General features: G+C 71.6%; 20 protein-coding genes. 8 read left to right on the forward strand and 12 right to left on the reverse strand.

Annotation, left to right across the window (positions count from 1 at the left end; genetic code table 11):
• Positions 1-42: 42 nt before the first annotated feature.
• Positions 43-1,401, reverse strand: coding sequence for a hypothetical protein (locus ACIGG8_RS29825; protein ID WP_396551858.1), 1,359 nt, complete (start codon positions 1,399-1,401; stop codon positions 43-45).
• 366 nt (positions 1,402-1,767) lie between these two features.
• Between ACIGG8_RS29825 and ACIGG8_RS29830 the strand changes: the two genes are divergently transcribed.
• Positions 1,768-1,953 (forward strand): PspC domain-containing protein, encoded by a 186-nt coding sequence (locus ACIGG8_RS29830; RefSeq protein WP_350520002.1) that lies wholly within the window; start codon positions 1,768-1,770, stop codon positions 1,951-1,953.
• A gap of 103 nt (positions 1,954-2,056) precedes the next feature.
• On the opposite strand, the gene ACIGG8_RS29835 is transcribed toward ACIGG8_RS29830, so the two are convergent.
• The 3 genes from ACIGG8_RS29835 to ACIGG8_RS29845 all read right to left on the reverse strand — a co-directional run bounded on the left by ACIGG8_RS29835 (position 2,057) and on the right by ACIGG8_RS29845 (position 4,921).
• Entirely contained in the window at positions 2,057-2,428 is a 372-nt protein-coding gene (locus ACIGG8_RS29835) for an ATP-binding protein (RefSeq protein WP_396551859.1), read from the reverse strand.
• Between the two features lie 225 nt (positions 2,429-2,653).
• Positions 2,654-3,811 (reverse strand): adenosine deaminase, encoded by a 1,158-nt coding sequence (locus ACIGG8_RS29840; RefSeq protein ID WP_350520000.1) that lies wholly within the window; start codon positions 3,809-3,811, stop codon positions 2,654-2,656.
• A gap of 141 nt (positions 3,812-3,952) precedes the next feature.
• A complete protein-coding gene (locus ACIGG8_RS29845; protein ID WP_396551860.1) occupies positions 3,953-4,921 on the reverse strand; it encodes a LysR family transcriptional regulator in 969 nt (322 codons plus the stop codon).
• A 100-nt stretch (positions 4,922-5,021) separates the two neighbouring features.
• Between ACIGG8_RS29845 and ACIGG8_RS29850 the strand changes: the two genes are divergently transcribed.
• Positions 5,022-6,302, forward strand: coding sequence for an MFS transporter (locus ACIGG8_RS29850; RefSeq protein ID WP_396551861.1), 1,281 nt, complete (start codon positions 5,022-5,024; stop codon positions 6,300-6,302).
• A gap of 25 nt (positions 6,303-6,327) precedes the next feature.
• The gene (locus ACIGG8_RS29855) at positions 6,328-6,882 is read left to right on the forward strand and encodes a Uma2 family endonuclease (RefSeq protein WP_396551862.1); all 555 of its coding nucleotides are present in this window, start codon (positions 6,328-6,330) and stop codon (positions 6,880-6,882) included.
• A 30-nt stretch (positions 6,883-6,912) separates the two neighbouring features.
• On the opposite strand, the gene ACIGG8_RS29860 is transcribed toward ACIGG8_RS29855, so the two are convergent.
• The 8 genes from ACIGG8_RS29860 to ACIGG8_RS29895 form a co-directional block, all read right to left on the reverse strand.
• Positions 6,913-8,190, reverse strand: coding sequence for a thymidine phosphorylase (locus ACIGG8_RS29860; RefSeq protein WP_396551863.1), 1,278 nt, complete (start codon positions 8,188-8,190; stop codon positions 6,913-6,915).
• Between the two features lie 107 nt (positions 8,191-8,297).
• Positions 8,298-8,690, reverse strand: coding sequence for a cytidine deaminase (locus ACIGG8_RS29865; RefSeq protein ID WP_396551864.1), 393 nt, complete (start codon positions 8,688-8,690; stop codon positions 8,298-8,300).
• Positions 8,687-9,952: an ABC transporter permease gene (locus tag ACIGG8_RS29870; protein WP_396551865.1), complete on the reverse strand. Its 1,266-nt coding sequence runs from the start codon at positions 9,950-9,952 to the stop codon at positions 8,687-8,689. The genes ACIGG8_RS29865 and ACIGG8_RS29870 overlap by 4 nt, the downstream gene beginning before the upstream one ends.
• Positions 9,949-11,103, reverse strand: a complete 1,155-nt coding sequence (locus ACIGG8_RS29875; RefSeq protein WP_396551866.1) for an ABC transporter permease — start codon at positions 11,101-11,103, stop codon at positions 9,949-9,951. The genes ACIGG8_RS29870 and ACIGG8_RS29875 overlap by 4 nt, the downstream gene beginning before the upstream one ends.
• A gap of 4 nt (positions 11,104-11,107) precedes the next feature.
• On the reverse strand, positions 11,108-12,631 hold the full coding sequence (locus ACIGG8_RS29880; protein ID WP_396551880.1) for an ABC transporter ATP-binding protein: 1,524 nt from the start codon (positions 12,629-12,631) through the stop codon (positions 11,108-11,110).
• Between the two features lie 346 nt (positions 12,632-12,977).
• Entirely contained in the window at positions 12,978-14,036 is a 1,059-nt protein-coding gene (locus ACIGG8_RS29885; RefSeq protein ID WP_350519992.1) for a BMP family ABC transporter substrate-binding protein, read from the reverse strand.
• A 255-nt stretch (positions 14,037-14,291) separates the two neighbouring features.
• Entirely contained in the window at positions 14,292-15,545 is a 1,254-nt protein-coding gene (locus ACIGG8_RS29890) for an amidohydrolase (protein ID WP_350519991.1), read from the reverse strand.
• A 212-nt stretch (positions 15,546-15,757) separates the two neighbouring features.
• The gene (locus ACIGG8_RS29895) at positions 15,758-17,347 is read right to left on the reverse strand and encodes a methylmalonyl-CoA mutase (protein WP_396551867.1); all 1,590 of its coding nucleotides are present in this window, start codon (positions 17,345-17,347) and stop codon (positions 15,758-15,760) included.
• A gap of 113 nt (positions 17,348-17,460) precedes the next feature.
• On the opposite strand from ACIGG8_RS29895, the gene ACIGG8_RS29900 reads away from it, so the two are divergent.
• From ACIGG8_RS29900 to sdhD, 5 genes are all read left to right on the forward strand, one after another.
• Complete coding sequence (locus tag ACIGG8_RS29900) at positions 17,461-18,216, forward strand: SDR family oxidoreductase (protein ID WP_350519989.1); 756 nt, start codon at positions 17,461-17,463, stop codon at positions 18,214-18,216.
• Positions 18,217-18,284: 68 nt separating this feature from the next.
• Positions 18,285-19,931: an alpha/beta hydrolase gene (locus tag ACIGG8_RS29905; protein WP_396551868.1), complete on the forward strand. Its 1,647-nt coding sequence runs from the start codon at positions 18,285-18,287 to the stop codon at positions 19,929-19,931.
• Positions 19,932-20,228: 297 nt separating this feature from the next.
• Positions 20,229-20,714: a 2-oxo-4-hydroxy-4-carboxy-5-ureidoimidazoline decarboxylase gene (locus tag ACIGG8_RS29910; RefSeq protein WP_350519987.1), complete on the forward strand. Its 486-nt coding sequence runs from the start codon at positions 20,229-20,231 to the stop codon at positions 20,712-20,714.
• 297 nt (positions 20,715-21,011) lie between these two features.
• Positions 21,012-21,392, forward strand: coding sequence for a succinate dehydrogenase, cytochrome b556 subunit (sdhC, locus tag ACIGG8_RS29915; protein WP_033332398.1), 381 nt, complete (start codon positions 21,012-21,014; stop codon positions 21,390-21,392).
• 8 nt (positions 21,393-21,400) lie between these two features.
• Positions 21,401-21,892, forward strand: coding sequence for a succinate dehydrogenase, hydrophobic membrane anchor protein (gene sdhD / locus ACIGG8_RS29920; protein WP_350519986.1), 492 nt, complete (start codon positions 21,401-21,403; stop codon positions 21,890-21,892).
• Positions 21,893-21,932: the final 40 nt, after the last annotated feature.

Consider the following 21,932-nt stretch of genomic DNA (forward strand, 5'->3'; position numbering starts at 1 on the left):
GGCGTCTGCGGGGTCGCTCCCCGGCGCCGCCCGTGGGCGGCCCTACCCGTTCCTGCGGCGGCGCGCCACGACCAGGGTGCCCACGCCGAGGGCTATCGCGACCGCACCGGTGATCGCCATCGGCGCGGAGCTGGGGCCGCCGCCGGTGGAGGCCAGCCGGGTCTCCGGGGTCGGCGCCGCGGTGGTGACCACCTGCGGGAGGCCGGCCGCCGGGCTCGGCGCCGCGCTGGTGGTCCGGACGACCGGGACGACCGCGACGGCGGACGGCGCCGGTGCGGTCGGCGTCGGGGTGGCCGACACGGTGGGCACCGGCGTCGCGGTGGAGCCCGCCGCGGCCACGATCGTGAAGTCGGCCTTCGGGCTGGACGCCTCGCTCCCGCTCTCGCCGTCGCCGGGCAGGCTGCCCGCGAGGGCCGCCAGGGACTGGGCCATGGCCGGGGTGTCCCTGGTGAAGGACAGCCGGACGTCGATCGTCCGGGTCTCGCCCTTCGCCAGCGCCATCACGTCGGCGCTCTTGTCACCGGTGCGCAGCCCCAGGTAGAGCCAGCCGGGGTGCTCCGAGCTGCCTGCCGGGGTCCCCTCCAGCCAGGCCCCGTCGGCCGTCCTGAACTCGAACACGACGGTCTCGGAGGGGAGTTCGGTCGCCCCCCGGAAGACGATCGCGGGCAGGATGCGGAGGTCCTTGCCGCTGGTGTTGGCGAAGACCAGCCTGAACGCCTTCGCCTCGCCACCCGCCGTGAAGGCGGCGGGCACGCCGTCGAGCCTGACGTCCGCCGTGGCGGCGGGCCTGGGCGCCGCGGTCGTCGGCGTGACCGCCGGGGCGATGACCAGGTCCGAGAAGCCGATCGCGGAGGAGACCCGCTGCTCCGGCGGCAGGGCGGGGTCCGAGACGACGGCGCTGAACCCGGGCGTCACCCGGCCCGCCGGGGTGTCGGCGGCGACGGTGAGCCGCAGCCGGTAGACGGCCTCGGTACCGGGCGCCAGGTGCAGCTGCGCGGGCTGGTCGAGGTCCCAGAGGCCGCCGCTGTTCGTGGCCCGCACCTTGGCGTCCTGCCACTGCGTGCCGCCGGGCGACCGGTACTGCAGCGTGAACTGGCTCGGCTTGGTGGCGGTACCGGTGTCCCCGATGACGACGGAGGACGCGGGCACGTCCATCTGGTGGTCGGCGGTGTTCCTGAGCGTCACGGTGAACTCCACCGGCGCGCCGCCCGCCTCGACGGTGCCGGGCAGGCCGCCGAGGGCGACGGTGACCGGCGAGGGCTGGGCCTGGGCGCCCTGGGTGGCCGCGACGGCCCCCGGGGCGGCGAGGACGGCCGGAGCCTCGACGACGGCCAGGCCGGAGGCCAGGGTGACGGCGGCGGTCGCGGCCAGGAAGCTGCGCTGTGGAATGCGCAATGTCAACCTCACGAGAGAATTCGGACAGAGCCCAACAGAACGTGAAATCGCTTGCGTGAGAGGCCATTTCCTGGCGATGGCGCGCCGATGTTCCGCCCCCCGGCCAACAGCGACTGCGGCATCATATCGAGCCCATTCCACGCGCCCGCGGCGGGAGGTCACGGGGCATTCGGCCCGGGCCGGAGGGTGGTGCTCCTCAGGGTCACCCTGAGGACGACCCCGACGTCCGGCTACGCCTCCCCGGTGAACGTTCGGGGTGCGGAATCACCTGCCGGGCTGAGGCTTTCGCGCCGGCGACGGCGGAGCATGGAAGTACGCCCGCCGGACCGGCCGGACCGGGTCGCACCGTGCGGACCAGATCAGGAGTACACCATGAGCGCGCGCCTTGCCCGTCCCCGCCACAACCGCGTCATCGCCGGCGTCTGCGCCGGGATCGCCGCCCGCTTCGGGCTGACCCCGGGGACCGTCCGGCTGATCTTCCTGCTGTCCTGCCTGCTGCCCGGCCCGCAGTTCCTGCTCTACCTCGCCCTCTGGCTGCTCCTCCCCCAGGAGCCGTGAGCCGTCGGCCGCGAGCTGTGAGCCGTCACGGCGGAAACGCGGACGGGCCGCCCGCCCCGGTGCTCCGGGGCGGGCGGCCCGTCCGTGTGTCGGCGGCTGCGGATCAGCCGCCCAGGCCCGGCAGGCCCGGAAGGGCGCCGGTCAGCCCGCCGAGGGGGGTCTTGTCGAGACCCGGGACGGAGGGCACGGCGGCGCGCTGCTGGGTGACGCCGGCGAGCGGGGCCTCGGCGGCCGGGGCTGCGTGGCCGACGCTCGGGGCGAGGGTGCCCAGCGTGCCGGTGACCTTGTCGCCGCCGGGCAGCTTGGCGGCGGTGTCGGTGACCGCCCCGGTCACCGCGGGGTTCGTCACCGCGCCGGTGGGCAGCCCGAGGCCGCCGGGCGCCGGGGCGGCGTCGGCGGAGGCGGTGCCGGCGCCGACCGCCGCGATGGCGATGCCGAGCGCCGCGGTGCCGGCGGCCTTGAGAGCCTGCTTCATGGTTCGTCCCCTTGGGTCCTCGTCGGAGGCCGACGACGCGTACGGCTTCCGGCGGACGGGAGGCCGCCACCGTGCCTGGTCGGCAATGACTGGCACACCGTAGTGAGCCGGTCGCGCGAGAACCAAGGAGCGTTCACTCACCCGAGTGAGTAGTCGGATGAACGCCAACTTCCTTGCGGAAGAAGGCCGTTCATCCGACCGAAAGGAGCGCGTCAGCGCTACGGCTCAGTTGCCGCCGGTGCCCGCGCTGAACAGCCACTCGGCCTTCAGCTCGGCGTAGCCCGGCTTGATCACGTCGTTGATCATCGCCAGTCGCTCGTCGAAGGGCAGGAACGCGGACTTCATGGCGTTCACGGTGAACCACTCCATGTCGCCCAGGGTGTAGCCGAAGGCCTCGACCAGGTGCCCGAACTCCTGGCTCATGCTGGTGCCGCTCATGAGCCGGTTGTCGGTGTTCACCGTGACCCGGAACTTCAGCCGGCTGAGCAGCCCGATCGGGTGCTCGGCGTACGAGGTGGCCGCCGCGGTCTGGAGGTTGGAGGTGGGGCACATCTCCAGCGGGATGCGCTTGTCGCGCACGTACGCGGCCAGCCGGCCGAGCTCGACGCTGCCGTCCTCGTTCACCGTGATGTCGTCGACGATCCGCACGCCGTGGCCGAGCCGGTCGGCGCCGCAGCACTGCAGGGCCTCCCAGATCGACGGCAGGCCGAAGGCCTCGCCCGCGTGGATGGTGAAGTGGTTGTTCTCGCCCTTGAGGTAGTCGAAGGCGGCCTGGTGGCGGGTGGGGGGGTAGCCGGCCTCGGCACCGGCGATGTCGAAGCCGACGACGCCCGAGTCCCGGTGGCGGTTGGCCAGTTCGGCGATCTCCTGCGAGCGGGCGGCGTGCCGCATCGCGGTGATCAGGGTGCCGATGCGGATCCGGTGGCCGGCCGCGCGGGCGTTGGCCTCGCCCAGGCGGAAGCCCTCCTGGACGGCCTCGACGACCTCGTCGAGGGTCAGGCCGCCCTCCAGGTGCTGCTCGGGCGCGTACCGGACCTCGGCGTACACGACGCCGTCGGCGGCCAGGTCCTCGGCGCAGTCGGCGGCGACCTTGATCAGGGCCTCGCGGGTCTGCATCACGGCGCAGGTGTGCGCGAAGGTCTCCAGGTAGCGGACCAGAGAGCCGGAGTCGGCGGCCTCGCGGAACCACTCGCCGAGTTCCTTGACGTCGGTGGTGGGGAGTCCCTCGTAGCCGACGGCGGCGGCCAGCTCGACGACGGTCTCCGGACGCAGCCCGCCGTCCAGGTGGTCGTGCAGCAGGACCTTGGGCGCGCGGCGGATCTGGTCGGCGGCGGGGATGCGCGGGCCGGTGCCCGCGGTGGTGACGGGGATCTGCTTCTCCATTGCGGAAATATAGCCCCTACGCGCGTAGACCCACCACTGCGAACACCACCGAATGGTCCAAACTCCGCCCGGAATTCCACCGACCGGTCCATAGGATCCGCCAAACCGCCCTGGCCGTTCCGGAATACCGCGACGGCCGTTTCAGTCGTGCTGGAGCAGCCGTCCGCGCCGGGACAGCACGAAGTCCCGGAACGCCTTCGCCGGCGGCGTCAGCGGCCGCCCCGCCGCCCAGGCCAGTCCGACCGCCCGCCGGGTGCGCGGCGCCGTCACCTCCAGCTCCACCACCCCGGGCCGCGGCACCAGGGCCGGCGGCAGCAGCGCCACCCCCAGCCCGGCCGCCACCAGCCCGCGCAGCGTCTCGGCCTCCTCCCCCTCGAACGCCAGCCGGGGGACGAACCCGGCCTCCGCGCAGAAGCCGTCCGTGATCGCGCGCAGCCCGTACCCCTGCTCCAGCCCGACGAACGGCTCCTCGGCCACCTCCGCCAGCCGGATCCGCCGGCGCCCGGCCAGCCGGTGGTCCGCCGGGACGACCAGGTGCAGGCGCTGCTCGTCCAACGGGCGGGCGGTGAACGCCGGATCCTCCGGCAGCGGCGCCACCAGGCAGAGGTCCAGCTCGCCGGCCCGCAGCCGCTCCAGCATCGCCGCGCCGTAGTCCTGCACCAGCTGGAACCGCACCCGGGGGTGCGCCGCCCGGAAGCCGCGCAGCAGCGCCGGCACCGCGTCCGGCCCCATCGTGTGCAGGAAGCCGAAGGCGACCAGCCCCGCCTCCGGGTCCGCCTCCGCCCTGGCCGCCTGCGCGCCCCGCTCGACCTCGGCCAGCGCCCGCTCCACCGAGGCCAGCAGCAGCCGGCCCGCCCTGGTCAGCCGGACCGTACGGCCCTGACGGGCCAGCAGCTCCACCCCCAGCTCCTCCTCCAGGCGCACCACCGCGCGCGACAGCGTCGGCTGCGGCACCCCGAGCACCGCGGCCGCCTGCGTCACGTGCTCCAGCCGGGCCACCGCCGCGAACTGCGCCAGCCGGGGCGCCAGCAGGACGGCCGGCTCGTCCGGCCCCAACTCGGCCGCCCGGTACCGCTGCTCCCCGCCGTCCACCGGCTCCGGCCCGGCCATCCCGCCACCACCTCGACACCTCGACTCATACGCCAGTGCATCGATCATGCCTGCTTCATGCATTGGACGCATCAACGACACCAGGCCTACGGTCAACGGCATGCAGCCCTCAAGTACCAGGGCATCCGCGCCCGCCCCGGATGCCCCCGCCACCGCCACCGCCACCGCCCCGGACGACCGCCTCCGCCCCGGACGGCCCGCCTTCCGCCGCGCCAACCTCGCCCTGTTCGCCGCCGGGGTCGCGACCTTCGTCCTGCTCTACTCCACCCAGGGCCTGCTGCCGGTCCTCTCGGCCGACCTCGACCTCACCCCCGGCCAGGCCAGCTGGACGGCGTCCGCCGCCACCCTCGGCCTCGCCCTCGGACTGCTCCCGGCGAGCGCGCTCTCCGACAGGTACGGCCGCACCGCCGTGATGACGGCCTCCACCCTCGCCGCCTCCGTCCTCGCCCTGGCCTTGCCCTTCGCACCGGACCTGACCACCCTCGTCGTCCTGCGGGTCCTCCAGGGCGCCGCCCTCGCCGGGCTCCCGGCCACCGCCATGGCCTACCTCGCCGAGGAGGTCCACCCCAGCGCCCTGGCCTCCGCGATGGGCCTGTACGTGGCCGGCAACAGCATCGGCGGCATGGGCGGCCGGCTGCTCTCCGGCTGGACCGCCGCCGCCCTCGGCTGGCGCTGGGGCCTCGCCGCCTCCGCCGCCCTCGCCCTGCTCGCCACGCTCGTGTTCCGGCTGCTGATCCCCGCCGCCCGGCACTTCACCCCCGCCCCGGTGGACGCCCGCGCGCTCGCCCGCACCGTCGGACGACACCTGCGCAACCCGCTGCTGGTCCGGCTGTACGCGCTCGGGATGCTGTTCATGGCCGTGTTCGGCGCGGTCTACAACACCGTCGGCTACCGGCTGATCTCCGCGCCGTTCCACCTGCCGGAGTCGATCGCCGCCTCGATCTTCGTGGTCTACCTGGTCGGCACCGGCACCTCCGCCGCGGCCGGCCGCCTCTCCGGCCGACTGGGCCGCCGCGGCGCCCTCTACGTCTCCGTCGGCGTCACCTCGGCCGGCCTGCTGCTCTCGCTCGCCGACTCCCTGCTCTGCGCGCTGCTCGGACTGGTCCTGATCACCGCGGGCTTCTTCGCCGGCCACGCCACGGCGTCCTCAGCGGTCGGCCGCACCGCCACCGAGGGCCGCGCCCAGGCCTCCGCGCTCTACCTGATCGCCTACTACCTCGGCAACAGCCTCGGCGGCACCCTCGGCGCCGACGCCTACCACGCCACCGGCTGGCCCGGCGCCGCCACCGTCGGCCTCACCGCCATGACCCTCGCCGCCGCCGTCACCCTCTACGCCACCCACAAGGCCCGTACCACAAGGCGAGCGGTCGCAGACGCTTGACGGCCGCCGTCGATAGACTCCGGATATGAGCATCGATCCTGCTGTGTACACCAGGCTGCTTGAGATCGCGGATCAGCTGCCGAAGGTGTCAGGGATAGGGAAGATTGAGATCGCCGACGGTCAGATTGTCATGATGATGTCGCCAGTGAAGCGCCACGAGCTCGCCGTGCTGCGCATCGCCCGACAGCTCAACGCCCAGCTGCCCTCCACTCACCCAGGCCACATCGCTTACCACGGTGCGGACTTGCAGGACGCCGGACTCGGTCAACTGCGCAACCCGGATCTGATGGTCTTCCCCGAGGCAACCTTGGAGGGCGAGCAGCGAGCGGTTCTCCCGCACGAGGTAGTGCTCGTGGTGGAAATCGTGTCCGCCTCCAATCCCGAGAACGACTACCACAACAAGGTCCGCGACTACTCGGCCATGGGTATCCCGTTCTACCTGATCGTCGATCCCCGCACCGGCACCGGCACCGTGCATTCCGAGCTGGGCTACGAGTCCCGCGAGAAGTTCGTTTTCGGCGACAAGATCACCGTCGGCCCCTGGACTCTCGACACCAGTGGTCTGCTCACGTACGCCTGACCCGGCGTACGTGAGCAGACCTCAAATCCCTCAGGCGATGCGGTCGAGCACGATCGGGTTCGGGGTGAACGCCGTGCCCTCGGGGGCGACGGTGATGCCGCCGGCCAGGGCCTCGATGGCGTAGTCGTAGCGCTCCGGGGTGTCGGTGTGGAGGGTCAGCAGGGGCTGGCCGGCCACGACGGTGTCACCCGGCTTGGCGTGCATCTCGACGCCGGCGCCGGCCTGCACCGGGTCCTCCTTGCGGGCGCGGCCCGCGCCCAGGCGCCAGGCGCAGACGCCGACGGCGTACGCGTCGAGCTCGGTGAGCACGCCGGAGGCCGGTGCGGGGATGACGTGCTGTTCGCGGGCGACCGGGAGCGGGGCGTCCACGTCGCCGCCCTGGGCGGCGATCATGCGGCGCCAGTGGTCCATCGCGGAGCCGTCGCGCAGCGCGTCCGCCGGGTCCTTGCCGTGCACGCCGGCCGCGGCGAGCATCTCGCGGGCGAGCGCGAGGGTCAGCTCCACGACGTCGGCCGGGCCGCCGCCGGCCAGCACCTCGACCGACTCGCGGACCTCCAGCGCGTTTCCGGCGGTGAGGCCGAGCGGGGTGGACATGTCGGTGAGCAGCGCGACGGTGTTGACCCCGGCGGTGGTGCCCAGGCCGACCATGGTGCGGGCGAGTTCGCGGGCGTCGTCGATGTTCTTCATGAACGCGCCGGAGCCGACCTTGACGTCCAGGACGAGCGCGCCGGTGCCCTCGGCGATCTTCTTGGACATGATCGAGGAGGCGATCAGCGGGATCGCCTCGACGGTGCCGGTGACGTCGCGCAGCGCGTACAGCTTCTTGTCGGCCGGGGCGAGGCCGTCGCCGGCCGCGCAGATGACCGCGCCCGCGTCGCGCAGCACGTCCATCATCTCGTCGTTGGACAGCAGGGCGCGCCAGCCGGGGATGGACTCCAGCTTGTCCAGGGTGCCGCCGGTGTGGCCGAGGCCGCGGCCCGAGAGCTGCGGGACGGCGGCGCCGCAGGCGGCGACCAGCGGGGCGAGCGGGAGGGTGATCTTGTCGCCGACGCCGCCGGTGGAGTGCTTGTCGCTGGTGGGCAGCGGCAGCGAGGAGAAGTCCATCCGGACGCCGGAGCGGATCATGGCGTCGGTCCAGCGGCTGATCTCGCGCGGCTGCATGCCGTTCAGCAGGATCGCCATGGCCAGGGCGGACATCTGCTCGTCGGCGACCTCGCCGCGGGTGTAGGCGTCGATGACCCAGTCGATCTGAGCGTCGCTCAGCTCTCCGCGGTCGCGCTTGGTCCTGATGACGGAGATGGCGTCCATGCGTGCTCCAAGAGGGGTTTCAGAAAGGCATGAAATGCGAAGAGTGCCGCGAGATGACCGGGTTCCGGCCCACTCGCGACACTCTACGCGCGTAACAAACAGAGAGGCTAGAGCCGCTCCGGCCCGAACGCATCGGGCAGTATCTCGCTCATCGGCTTGACGCCCGAGGCCAGCTCGACCAGCAGGTCCGGCCCGCCGTGCTCGTACAGCAGCTGGCGGCAGCGCCCGCAGGGCATCAGCAGCTCACCGGCACCGTCCACGCAGGTGAACGCGGTCAGCCGCCCGCCGCCGGTGGCGTGCAGCGCGGACACCAGCCCGCACTCGGCGCACAGCCCGAGCCCGTACGAGGCGTTCTCGACGTTGCAGCCGGTGACCACCCGCCCGTCGTCCACCAGCGCGGCCGCACCGACCGGGAACTTGCTGTACGGGGCGTACGCGTGGCCCATCGCCTCGCGCGCCGCCTCTCGCAGCCGCTCCCAGTCGACCACGGGGGCGGTCACTTGCCCTGACCCTTGCGGTAGATCTGCCCGTCGGCCTTCGGCGGACGCAGACGCTGCGAGGCCAGCGAGAGCACCACCAGGGTGATCACGTACGGCGTGGCGACGATCAGCGGACGCTGCACCTCGTCGGTCAGCGAGTACCAGGCGATCATGCCGCCGGCGATGACGAGCGAGATCACCGTCGCGGTGTACTTGCGCCGGTAGAGCTGCCACAGGGCGAGCAGCACCATCGCGATGCCCACGATCAGGAGCAGCACGTGCACCGACCCCGGGTCGCGCAGCTGGAGACTGTCGGTGAAGCCGAACAGGCCGGCGCCCATGGCGAGGCCGCCCGGCATCCAGTTGCCGAAGATCATCGCGGCGAGGCCGATGAAGCCCCGGCCGAGGGTCTGGCCGTCCTTGTAGAAGTGCGCGGCGACCAGCGAGAGGTACGCACCGCCGAGGCCCGCGAAGGCACCGGAGGCGATGACCGCGATGTACTTGTACTTGTAGACGTTGACGCCCAGCGACTCGGAGGCCGTCGGGTTCTCACCGCAGGAGCGCAGCCGCAGGCCGAACACCGTGCGCCAGAGCACGAAGTAGCTGACCACGATCAGCGCGGCAGCCAGGACCACGACCACCGAGATGTTGGTGACCAGGCCGGCGAGCACGCCCGCGACGTCCGAGACGAAGAACCAGTGGTGGCCCTCGATGTCCTTCAGGCCCGAGGACAGCCCCGGAACCGTGATGTAGGGCAGCGGGTCCGCCGGCGGGGACTGGTTCTGGCCGGCACCGACCGAGACGTAGTCCTTGTAGTAGATCCGGTTGACGTACGCGCAGATGCCGGGGATCAGCAGGTTGATGCCGACGCCGGAGACGATGTGGTCGACGCCGAAGGTGACGGTGATGACCGCGTGCAGCAGACCGCCGAGCGCGCCGCCGGCCATGCCGGCCAGCAGGCCCACCCACGGGTTGACCAGGTAGCCGGCCCAGGCGCCGCAGAAGGTACCGGCGACCATCATGCCTTCGAGGCCGATGTTGACCACACCGGCCCGCTCGGACCAGAGACCACCGAGACCGGCCATGCCGATCGGCACGGCGGCGCTGAGCGCGGCGGTGACCTGACCGGAGGAGGTCAGCGAGTGGTTGCCGGTGGCCATGCCCACGGCGGAGAACAGCACCAGGGCGCCCGCGATCAGGAGCAGGACGACCGGCCAGGACAGCTTGTGCTTCTTCGCAGGCGCGCCGGGCGCCTTGGGACGAGCAGCGGTAGCCGTGCTCACGCCGACACCTCCTTCTTCTCAGCGGCCGCGAGCTGGGCGGCGAGCTGCTCGCCGACCTTCTTCTGCTGGCGGGTCAGGCCGTAGCGGCGCACCAGCTCGTACGCGACGACGACGCAGATGACGATGGTGCCCTGCATGACCGAGACGATCTCGGACGGGAAGCCGCCCTGGAGCGGCAGCTGGGCACCGGTGGCGTCCAGGAAGGCGAACAGCAGGGCCGCGAAGGCCATGCCGATCGGGCTGTTGCGGCCCAGCAGGGCGATCGAGATGCCCAGGAAGCCCAGGCCGGGCTGGAAGGTCTGCCCGTAGTAGAAGGAGTTCTGCAGCAGCTCGGGCATGCCGATCAGACCGGCGATCGCACCGGAGACCACCATCGAGATGACGATCATGCGCTTGACGTTCACGCCGGAGGCGGTCGCCGCGGACTCCGAACGGCCGGTGGCACGCAGGTCGAAGCCGAAGCGGGTGCGGGTCAGCACGAACTGGAAGACCACACCGACCAGGACGGCGATGAAGATGAAGCCCCAGAGCGGGCCGCCGTCCGTCTGGATCGCGAAGAAGTGGCTCGACCGGGAGATCGGCTCGGTCTGGATCGAGTTGCTGGTGCCGCTGACCTTCGGCGCGAAGATGCCCGGGACGAGCAGCAGACCGACGATCGCGATCGCGATGGCGTTCAGCATGATGGTCGAGATGACCTCGCTGACGCCGCGGAAGACCTTCAGCAGACCGGCGATGCTCGCGTACAGGCCGCCGACCAGCATGGCGGTGACCAGCAGCAGCGGGATCTGGATGAAGGCCGGCAGGTCGACCTGCGCGCCGATGTAGGCCGCGAACAGCGCCGCGACCTTGTACTGGCCCTCGACGCCGATGTTGAACAGGTTCATGCGGAACCCGAAGGCGGCGGCCGCGGCGGCCAGGTAGTACGTGGTGGAGCGGTTGAGGATGGCCACCTGGCCGTCCGACTTGGTGGCGTACGTGATCATCACGTTCCACGCGTCGAACGGGTTCTTGCCCGAGGTCGCCAGCAGGACGGAGCAGATCGCGACGGAGAGCACGACCGCGAGCACCGGCGCCGCCAGTGCGAGCACGATCCGCTCGACGCTGATCCGCTGCGCCAGGCTGCGCTTGGCGGCGGGGTTGGGACTGGTCATGTGGTTACTCCCCCGCCTGCGGGTCGTCGGCGGTGTCGGACGGGTCGGTGCCCTCGGCCTCGGTGCCCTCGGCGGCGACGGCGTGCGCCTCGGCGACGGCCTCCGGCTCGGACTCGATGTGGCCGCTGGCGGCACCGGTCATCGCGGTGCCCAGGTCCTCGGCGGTCACGGTCGCCGGGTCGGCGTCGGCGACCAGGCGGCCGCGGTAGATGACCCGGATGGTGTCGGAGAGCCCGATCAGCTCGTCCAGGTCGGCGGAGATCAGCAGGACGGCGAGGCCCTCCCGCTGGGCGCTCCGGATGTGCTCCCAGATCTGGGCCTGCGCGCCGACGTCGACACCGCGGGTGGGGTGCGCGGCGATCAGCAGCTTGGGCTGGTGGCTCATCTCGCGGCCGATGATCAGCTTCTGCTGGTTGCCGCCGGAGAGCGAGGCCGCGGTGACCTCGATGCCGGGGGTGCGGACGTCGAACTCCTCGACGATCCGCTGGGTGTCCACCCGCGCGGCGGACGGGTTCAGCAGCACGCCGGTGGAGTTGGGCGCCTCGGTGACGTGGCCGAGGATGCGGTTCTCCCAGAGCGGGGCCTCCAGCAGCAGGCCGTGCTTGTGGCGGTCCTCGGGGATGTAGCCGATGCCGGCCTCGCGGCGGGACCGGGTCAGGGTGCCGGAGAGGTCCTTGCCGTCCAGGGTGACGGTGCCGCCGTCCAGGGGCAGCATGCCCATGATGGCCTCGACCAGTTCGGCCTGGCCGTTGCCCTCGACACCCGCGATGCCCAGGATCTCGCCCTTGTGGATGCGCAGCGAGATGTCGTCCAGGACGACGCGCTCGATGCCCTCGGCGTCGGTCTTGGCGATCCGCAGGTCCTTGACGTCGAGCATCTCGTCCGTGGTGACGGTCGATGCGCGGCTCTCCGGGGAGGGCAGCTCGGCGCCGACCATCATCTCGGCGAGCTGGCGGGCCGTGACGGCCGTGGGGTCGGCGTCGCCGACCGTGGTGCCGCGCCGGATGACGCTGATCGCGTCGGCCACCGCCAGCACCTCGTGCAGCTTGTGCGAGATGAAGATGACGGTGACGCCCTCGGACTTGAGCTCGCGCAGGTTGTCGAACAGCGCGTCGACCTCCTGCGGGACGAGGACGGCCGTGGGCTCGTCGAGGATCAGGATCTTGGCGCCGCGGTAGAGCACCTTGAGGATCTCGACGCGCTGACGGTCGGCGACGCCGAGGTCCTCGACCAGGACGTCCGGGCGCACGCCCAGGCCGTACTGGTCGGAGATCTCCTTGATCTTCGCCTTCGCCTTGGCACCGATGCCGTGGATCTTCTCGCCACCGAGGACGACGTTCTCCAGGACGGTGAGGTTGTCGGCGAGCATGAAGTGCTGGTGCACCATGCCGATGCCGCGCTCGATCGCGTCGCCGGGCGTGTTGAACTCGCACAGCTCGCCGTTGATCGCGATGGTGCCCTCGTCCGGCTTCTGCATGCCGTAGAGGATCTTCATCAGCGTCGACTTGCCGGCGCCGTTCTCGCCCATCAGGGCGTGCACGGTGCCGGTGCGGACGGTGAGGTTGATGTCGTGGTTGGCCACGACACCGGGGAAGCGCTTGGTGATGCCGCGCAGTTCGACGGCCGTTGTCGCCGTCCCCGCGCTGGGGGTGCCGTCCTTGCGCAGGGGGACGGGGTCGGATGCGGTGATGGCGGTCTCCTGGTGGTCTGGAGGCGCGACGTTGCGCTCGGAGGGCCAAGGTGGGGAACCTGGAGACGGAACGGGGCCCGGGGGTACGCGTTGAGCGCACCCTGCCGGGCCCCTCCCGTGACTGTGTCGATCATCGCGCTGCCGGGCAGTCGGCAGGCGCTGTCGCGTCCGAGACGCGCGGTCCTTACTGGGCCGGCGCGGTCGGGATGGTGGTGGCGCCGCTCTTGATGGCGTCGGCGGCGGCCTTCAGCTGCGACTGGATGTCGTCGATCTTGCCACCGGTCGTGGCGAGCGAGACACCGTCGGCCTTCAGGTCGAAGAGCTTGATCCCGGTCGGGTTCTGGCCCTTCTTGACCGAGTCGATGTACGAGAACACCGCGTTGTCGACGTTCTTGACCATCGAGGTCAGGATGCTGTTCTTGTACTTCGCCAGGGCCGGCTGGTTGGCCTGGTCGGAGTCGACACCGATGGCCAGCTTGCCGGCGTTGGCGACGGCCTCGATCGAGCCGTTGCCCGAGGAACCGGCGGCGGCGTAGATGACGTCCGCGCCCTTGTCGAGCTGGCCCTGGGCGGCCTCCTTGCCCTTGTCGGGGGAGGAGAAGCCCGAGAAGTCCGGCGGGGTGGTGAGGTACGTGGTCTCGATCTGGATGTTCGGGTCCACGGACTTGGCGCCCGCCTTGTAACCGGCCTCGAACTTCTTGATCAGCTCGGACTGCACACCACCGATGAAGCCGATGTGGTGGGCCTTCGACTTGTTCGCAGCGGCGACACCGGCGAGGTACGAACCCTCCTGCTCGGCGAAGAGCAGCGAGGTGACGTTGGCCGGCTGGTCCTTGTCGTTCGAGTCGATGATCGCGAACTTGACGTTCGGGTTGTCCTTGGCGACCTTGTTGACCGCCGGCTGGTAGACGAAGCCGACCGCGATGATGGTCTTGTAGCCGGCGTCGACCAGGTTCTTGAGGCGGGTCTCCTTGTCGGCCTCGGCCTCGCCCTGCTTGGCCTCGGCCTCGGTGACGGAGACACCGAGGTCGGACTTGGCCTTGTCGAGACCACGGGCGGCGGAGTCGTTGAACGACTGGTCGCCACGGCCACCGATGTCGTAGGCCATACCGACCTTCAGCGAACCGTCGCCGGAGCCGGAGGAGGAGGTGGTGTCGTTGCTCTTTGCGCCGCAAGCGGCGAGCGAGGCCATGCCCAGGGAACCCGAGAGCACAACCGCGGCGAGCTTCATTGAACGGCGCAAGGGAGTATCTCCTTCTAACACGCAACCGTTTGGCGTGGTCGGACGCCACCGTAACGCGCGTAGAACACGGTTGTGTTACGGGGTGCCAGAGCATTCGGGTTGTTATCAAACCGTGGTCTGAGGCCCATCCCGAGGCCCTTTCCCGTGACACGGACGGTGGTCCGAGGTTGGTGGGGCCCAGTTTACGGAACCGCCACCGAACCCCGAATCCCGACAATCCGCCCACATGTCGGCTGCCGCCCCGCGGCTGCGCCCTCAGTGGCCGTCCGCCCCCAGTGCCAGCGCCGCGAACAGCTCGGCCCCGATGCCGATCGCCCGCTCGTCCACGTCGAAGCGGCCCTGGTGCAGGTCGCGGACGGTGGTGTCACCGGGGGCGCGGACGCCGAGCCGGGCCAGCGCGCCCGGGGCGTGCTCCAGGTACCAGGAGAAGTCCTCCCCGCCGAGGCTCTGCTCGGTGCCCTCGACCACCTGCCGGCCGTCCCGGCCGAACCGCGCGTTCATCACCTCGTCCAGCAGGGCGACCGAGACCGCCTCGTTGACCACCGGCGGCACCCCGCGGTGGTAGTCCAGCGTCCACTTGGCCCGGTAGGTCTCGCTGAGCTTGGCGATCAGCTCGTGGAGCAGGTCCGGCGCCTCGCGCCAGCCGTCCAGCTCCAGGCAGCGGACGGTGCCCTCCAGCTCGGCGTGCTGCGGGATGACGTTGGGCGCGGAGCCGGAGGCGATCCGGCCCCAGACCAGGCTGACGCCCCAGCGCGGGTCCATCCGGCGGGCCAGGGCGCCGGGGAGGTCGGCAGCCATCCGGGCCACCGCGGTCACCAGGTCGGTGGTCAGGTGCGGGCGGGCGGTGTGCCCGCCGGGGCCGTCCAGGTGCAGCACCAGGCGGTCGCAGGCCGAGGTGATCGCGCCGGTGCGCAGGGCGATCCGGCCGACCTCCACCTTCGGGTCGCAGTGCACCGCGAAGATCCGGCCGACGCCGTCCATCCCGCGGGCCTTGATCACGTCCAGCGCCCCGCCCGGCATGACCTCCTCGGCCGGCTGGAAGACCAGCCGGACCGGGCGGCGCAGCTCGCCGGTGCGGGCGGCCTCGGCCAGCACCAGTCCGGCGCCGAGCACCACCGCGGTGTGCACGTCGTGGCCGCAGGCGTGGGCCCGGCCGGGGACGGTCGAGCGGTACGGCACGTCGGTCTTGGCGTCGTCGATCGGGAGTGCGTCGATGTCGGCGCGGAAGGCCAGGAACTCGGCGCCCGGGGCGGTGCCGGCCGGGACGATGTCGACGAGCAGGCCGGTGCCGCCCGGCAGCACCCGGGGTTCGAGTCCGGCCGCCACCAGCCGGTCGCGCAGCAGCCCGGTGGTGCGGAACTCCTGGCGGCCAAGCTCCGGGTGCCGGTGCAGATCACGGCGGAAGGCGATCAGCTCGGGCTCCAGCGCCCCCACCCGGTCGCGCAGGTCGGCGGCGGGGCGTGCGGCAGCGAGAGTGGCGCCCGGCTGAGTGGGCTCAGGACGGTTCATCTCGCCAATCGTAGGCCTGCTGGGGGGTTTTGGCCCGACTTCCGGAAAATTAGTCCCCGGATGGGCGCATACCGGCCGGACAGGTGGGTATGACATCTCGTTTCAGCCGCCTTCCCCGGGTTGCTTGCCCTGTGCAACGATCCCCCGGGCCGGTGGTCACGGCCGCCACTTCCCTGACGGCACCCGGACGTTGACGTCCGTTCAGACGGTGCTCAGAAGCGCTCCACCGGGGCGTACGTCCCCCACACCCCGCGCAGCGCGTCGCACACCTCTCCGACGGTGGCCCGGGCGGCCAGCGCCTCCTTCATCGGGTACAGCACGTTCCCCGTCCCCTCGGCGGTGCGGCGCAGCCCGTCCAGCGCCCGGGTGACGGCGCCGGCGGAGCGCTCGGCCCGCAGCCGGGCCAGCCGCCCGGCCTGCTGCCGCTCGATCGACGCGTCCACCCGCAGCGGCTGGTACGGCTCCTCCGTGTCCGCCCTGAAGCGGTTGACGCCGACCACGGTCCGCTCGCCGGAGTCGGTCTCCTGCTGGACGCGGTAGGCGGTGCGCTCGATCTCGGCCTTCTGGAAGCCCTGCTCGATCGCGGCCACCGCACCGCCCCGGTCCTCGATCCGGGCCATCAGGGCCAGCGCGGCGGCCTCCACTCCGTCGGTGAGCGACTCGACGGCGTACGACCCGGCGAAGGGGTCGACGGTGGCGGTCACGTCGGTCTCGTGGGCGAGCACCTGCTGGGTGCGCAGGGCGAGCCTGGCGGCCTTCTCGGTGGGCAGCGCGATCGCCTCGTCGTAGCTGTTCGTGTGCAGCGACTGGGTGCCGCCGAACACCGCGGCGAGCGCCTGCACGGTGACCCTGGCCAGGTTGACCTCGGGCTGCTGGGCCGTGAGCTGTACCCCGGCGGTCTGGGTGTGGAACCGCAGCATCTGCGAGCGCGGATCCCGCGCACCGAACTCCTCGCGCATGATTCCGGCCCAAATCCTGCGTGCGGCCCGGAACTTGGCCACTTCCTCCAGGAGCGTCGTGCGGGCCACGAAGAAGAACGAGAGCCGGGGGGCGAAGTCGTCCACGGCCATCCCGGCGGCGAGCGCGGTACGGACGTAGGCGATGCCGTTGGCCAGGGTGAAGGCGATCTCCTGCGCGGGATCGGCCCCGGCCTCGGCCATGTGGTAGCCGGAGATGGAGATGGTGTTCCAGCGCGGGATCTCGGCGCGGCAGTACCGGAACAGGTCGGCGACCAGCCGCAGCGAGGGCTGCGGCGGGAAGATGTACGTGCCGCGGGCGATGTACTCCTTCAGCACGTCGTTCTGGACGGTTCCGGTGAGCGACGCCGGCGCGACGCCCCGGGCCTCCCCGACCAGCTGGTAGAGGAGCAGCAGCAAGGCGGCGGGCGCGTTGATGGTCATCGAAGTGGACACCTCGCCGAGCGGGATGCCGTCGAACAGCACCGCCATGTCCTCGACGCTGTCCACCGCCACCCCCACCTTGCCGACCTCCCCGGCCGCGAGCGGGGCGTCCGAGTCGTAGCCCATCTGGGTCGGCAGGTCGAAGGCGACCGACAGGCCGGTGCCGCCGCCCGCGATCAGCTGCCGGTAGCGGGCGTTGGACTCGGCGGCGGTGCCGAAGCCCGCGTACTGGCGCATCGTCCAGGGGCGGCCGGTGTACATGGTCGGGTAGACGCCCCGGGTGTACGGGTACTCCCCCGGGCGGCCCAGCCGGGCGCCGGGGTCCCAGCCGGCCAGTGCCTCGGGGCCGTACAGCGGTTCGACGTCGAAGCCCGACTCGGCGCGGCGCGGCTCGGCTGCCATGGGTCCCTCCAGGGATCGGCGGGCGCTGTCCTCGCAATCTATGGCCTGCCCGCCGGGGCGCCGACGCGGTTGAGATGATCGGGTGAACGACCGATGAGCCCCAGGGAGTGGCAATGACCGAGCAGAAGGTGGCCGTGGTCACCGGTGCCAGCAGCGGAATCGGCGCGGCGACCGCCCGCCGGCTGGCGGCCGAGGGATTCGACGTGGTGCTGACCGCCCGCCGCACCGAGCGGATCGAGGCGCTGGCCAAGGAGATCACCGACCGGGGCGGTTCGGCGCGGGCGGTCACCGTGGACGTCACCGACCGGGCCGCCGTGGACGCCTTCGCCGCCGAGGTCGGCCGGGTGGACGTCCTGGTGAACAACGCGGGCGGCGCGATCGGCGCCGAGACGGTCGAGCACGGCGACCCGGCCGACTGGCGGGCCATGTACGAGGTGAACGTGCTCGGCGTGCTGCACGTGACGCAGGCGCTGCTGCCGGCCCTGCGGGCCACCGGCGACGGCACGGTGCTGGTGCTCTCCTCGACCGCCGCGCTGGCCGCGTACGAGGGCGGCGGCGGGTACGTCGCCGCCAAGCACGCCGCGCACACCATCGCGGCCACGCTGCGGCTGGAGCTGTGCGGGGAGCCGATCCGGGTGATCGAGATCGCGCCCGGCATGGTGAAGTCCGAGGGCTTCGCGGTCACCCGCTTCCGCGGCGACGAGGAGAAGGCGGCCGCGGTGTACGCGGGCGTGGCCGAGCCGCTGACGTCCGAGGACATCGCCGACACCGTGGCCTGGACGGTCACCCGGCCCTCGCACGTGAACATCGACCTGCTGGTGGTCCGCCCCCGGGCGCAGGCCGCCAACCACAAGGTCCACCGGAGCTGATCCGGGCCGGGCGGGCGGCCCCGGGGCCCCTGGTCGAACGCGTCACCACCCAGTGGTACACACGTCCGATGAGAACCTTCCGGGCCGCCCGCCCACGAGTCCTGCTGACCGCCCTGGCGGCAGGCACCCTCCTCCTCGCCACCGCCTGCGACCGCACCGCCGAGCCGGCCCAGGACCACGCCGCCGGCACCTCCGCGCCCGCCACCGGCGTCGGGGGCGGCGCGGCGGCGACCGCGAGGACCACCGGCGAGGCCGACCCGGCGCTCAAGCCCTTCTACGGCCAGCAGATCACCTGGGCGGCCTGCCCGGCCGACCCCCAGGCCGAGAAGGCCAAGATCGACACCTCCGGGATGAAGTGCGGCAAGCTGCACGTCCCGCTCGACTACGCCACCCCCGCCGCCGACGCGATCGACCTCGCACTGATCAAGTACCCGGCCGCCAAGCCGGACCAGCGGATCGGCTCGCTGATGGTCAACCCGGGCGGCCCCGGCGCCTCCGGCGTCGAGATGGTCGAGTACGGCGCCAAGGACTTCACCGGCACCCTGCACAACCGCTTCGACGTGATCGGCTTCGACCCCCGCGGCACCGGCGCCAGCTCGCCGGTCGTCTGCTACGACGACAAGCAGCACGACGCCGCCAACCAGCTGGACGAGCCGCTCGACCCGGCCGAGCGCAGGGCCGCGCACGTCAAGCAGTCCACCGACCACGCCGCCGCCTGCCAGGCCAGGTCCGGCAAGCTGCTGCCCTTCGTCGGCACCCGCAACACCGCCCGCGACCTCGACGTGCTGCGCGCCGCCGTCGGCGACAAGAAGCTCGACTACCTGGGCATCTCCTACGGCACCTACCTCGGCGCCCTCTACGCCGAGGAGTTCCCGCAGAACACCGGCCGACTGGTCCTGGACGGCGCCGTCGACCCCGCCCAGGACACCCTGGACCACGGCGTGGACCAGCAGGTCGGCTTCGAGAAGTCCTTCGAGCGCTTCGCCGCCGACTGCGTCGAGAACCACCCCGACGAGTGCTCGCTCGGCAAGGACAAGGCCACCGCCGCCAAGAAGGCCGCCGACTTCCTGGACGGCCTGCACGACAGCCCGCTGACCGCCAAGGACGGCCGCAAGCTCGGCCGCGACCTGGCCTGGCCCGGCACCATCCAGATGCTCTACGGCGACGAGAAGACCTCCTGGAAGTACCTGCGGGTCGGCCTCGGCATGGCGATGACCATGCAGCGCGGCGACCTGCTGCTGGCCTTCGCCGACGACTACAACGGCCGCGACGAGAACGGCCACTACAGCCCGATCGAGGAGGCCAACGACGCGATCAGCTGCGCCGACGCCGTCCGCCCAGCGCCCACCCCCGAGCACGCCAAGGCCGCGGTGGACCGGCTGCTCGCCGAGGCACCGCTGCTGTCCAAGGGCGTCACGGTGGACGACTACAGCGAGCCCGGCTGCGCCTACTGGCCGTTCAAGACCCAGGAGAAGCCGCACACCGTCCGGGCCGAGGGCAGCGCCCCGATCCTGGTGGTCGGCTCCACCGGCGACCCGGCCACCCCGTACGCCTCGGCCGAGTCCCTGGCCAAGGGCTTCGCCAACGCCACCCTGCTCACCCGGGTCGGCGAGGGCCACGGCGCCTTCGGCAAGGGCAACACCTGCATCGACCGGGCCCTGGAGGCCTACCTGACGGAGGGCACCGTGCCGGCCGCGGGCACCCGCTGCACCTGATCCCGACCTGCCGATCAGCAGATGAACGCGGGGAGGGCGCTGACGCGAAGGTGTCAACGTCACAACTTGATAGCTCGTCCGGATGAATTCGGCGTGCGCCCTCCCCAACTGATGACGGCTCAACTACCTTTGAGGCGCTGCCCGACCGGCGCCCGAGCGCCTCTCCGCAGCCCCATACTTCATCTGCCCCACCAGCCCACTTCACCGGCACCTTCCCGCCCTCACGAGGAGGACCCGCTGGCCAGCGACATCCCGTCACAGCGGCTCGACGTCAGAACAGAGCCGACCCTCCTCGGGTTGCACCGCTTCAACGAGGCCGACGCCGGCGCCGCCGAGGAGGCCCTGCTGGCCTGCTGCGGCAGCCACCGCTGGGCCCTGCGGCTCACCGCGCACCGGCCGTACCCCGACATAGAGTCCCTGCTGGCCGCCGCCAGCGAGGCCTCCTACGACCTCCGCCCGGCCGACCTCGCCGAGGCCCTGGCGGACGAGAGCTGGATGCCGCAGCCCCTGCTCGGCATGCGGGCCCCCGGCAGCCAGGCCGCGCACACCGCGCTGCGGGCGGCGCACGCCGCCTACGAGGCCCGGTTCGGCCACGTCTTCGTGGTCTGCCTGGAGCGCGTCGCCCCGGAGGAGATGCTCGACACCGTGCTCTCCTCCATCCGCACCCGCCTGGCCAACGACCCGGACGAGGAGCGGCTGATCGCGGCGGACGAGCTCCGCCGGATCGCCCTCACCCGGCTGGAGCACCTGGTCGCCACCCACTCGGAGGCCGGAGCGCGCTGAAGCCGGCCCCCGCCCCTCTTTCATCCGTGCGGGTGAATCACCCGTACGGATGAACCCGAGCCGCCCGCCCCGCGTCCTTCGACGCGGGGCGCGGTCATTCGGTGACCCAGAGTGGCGAACCGCTCCTTGGTTCCCGCCCCACTAGGCCAGAAGTGCCTGATTGATCACACCTGGGGCCCCCGGAGGCGGTACGCGAGAAGGCGTCGATAGGATGCTCGCGGCCGGTGGACCGTACCCGGCCGGGCTGACCGACACCGAAGCCGGCCGAGCCCCCAATCGCTTCCGGAGGGTTTTTCCGTGCCGGCTGGAACGCTGTACCGCGGCCGGGAAGGCATGTGGAGCTGGGTGGCTCATCGAGTCACCGGCGTCCTCATCTTCTTCTTCCTGTTCGCCCACGTCCTGGACACCGCTCTGGTGCGAGTGTCGCCGGAGTCCTACGACACCGTCATCCAGACGTACAAGACTCCCCTCGTGAACCTGATGGAGTACGGCCTGGTGGCCGCCATCCTGTTCCACGCCCTCAACGGCCTGCGCGTCGTCGCCGTGGACTTCTGGTCCAAGGGCCCGAAGTACCAGAAGCAGATGCTCTGGACCGTGGTCGGCGTCTGGGTGGTGCTGATGGCCGGTTCCTTCTACGGGATCCTGCAGCACACGCTGATCTCCTGGTTCGGGAAGTGAGCTGAGACATGAGCACGGAAATCTCCGACGCCGTCGTCGTCCCCTCCAAGCAGGCGCACACCGGCAAGGGCCTCGGCACCGGTAACCCGGCCGACGCGTTCGTCATCGAGCCGCCGCGCCAGCGGACCAAGAAGACCCCGCGCCGCACCCGCACCAACTTCGAGATGCTGGCCTGGCTCTTCATGCGCCTGTCCGGCATCGTCCTGGTCGCCCTGATCATCGGCCACCTGATCATCATGCTGATCCTCGACGGTGGCGTCTCCAAGATCGGTTTCGCCTTCGTGGCCGGCCGCTGGGCCTCGCCGTTCTGGCAGGGCTGGGACCTCCTGATGCTGTGGCTCGCCATGCTGCACGGCGCCAACGGCATGCGTCAGGTCATCAACGACTACGCCGAGAAGGACTCGACCCGGCTCTGGCTCAAGGGGCTCATGGGTACCGCCACGGTCTTCACCGTGCTGCTGGGCACCCTGGTGATCTTCACCTTCGACCCCAACATCTGAGCCGCGAGCACCATCGACCATCGGCAGAGGCCAGAGGCGA

It is taken from the genome of Kitasatospora sp. NPDC085464 (assembly GCF_044541955.1).
In the GTDB taxonomy this organism is placed as follows: domain Bacteria; phylum Actinomycetota; class Actinomycetes; order Streptomycetales; family Streptomycetaceae; genus Kitasatospora.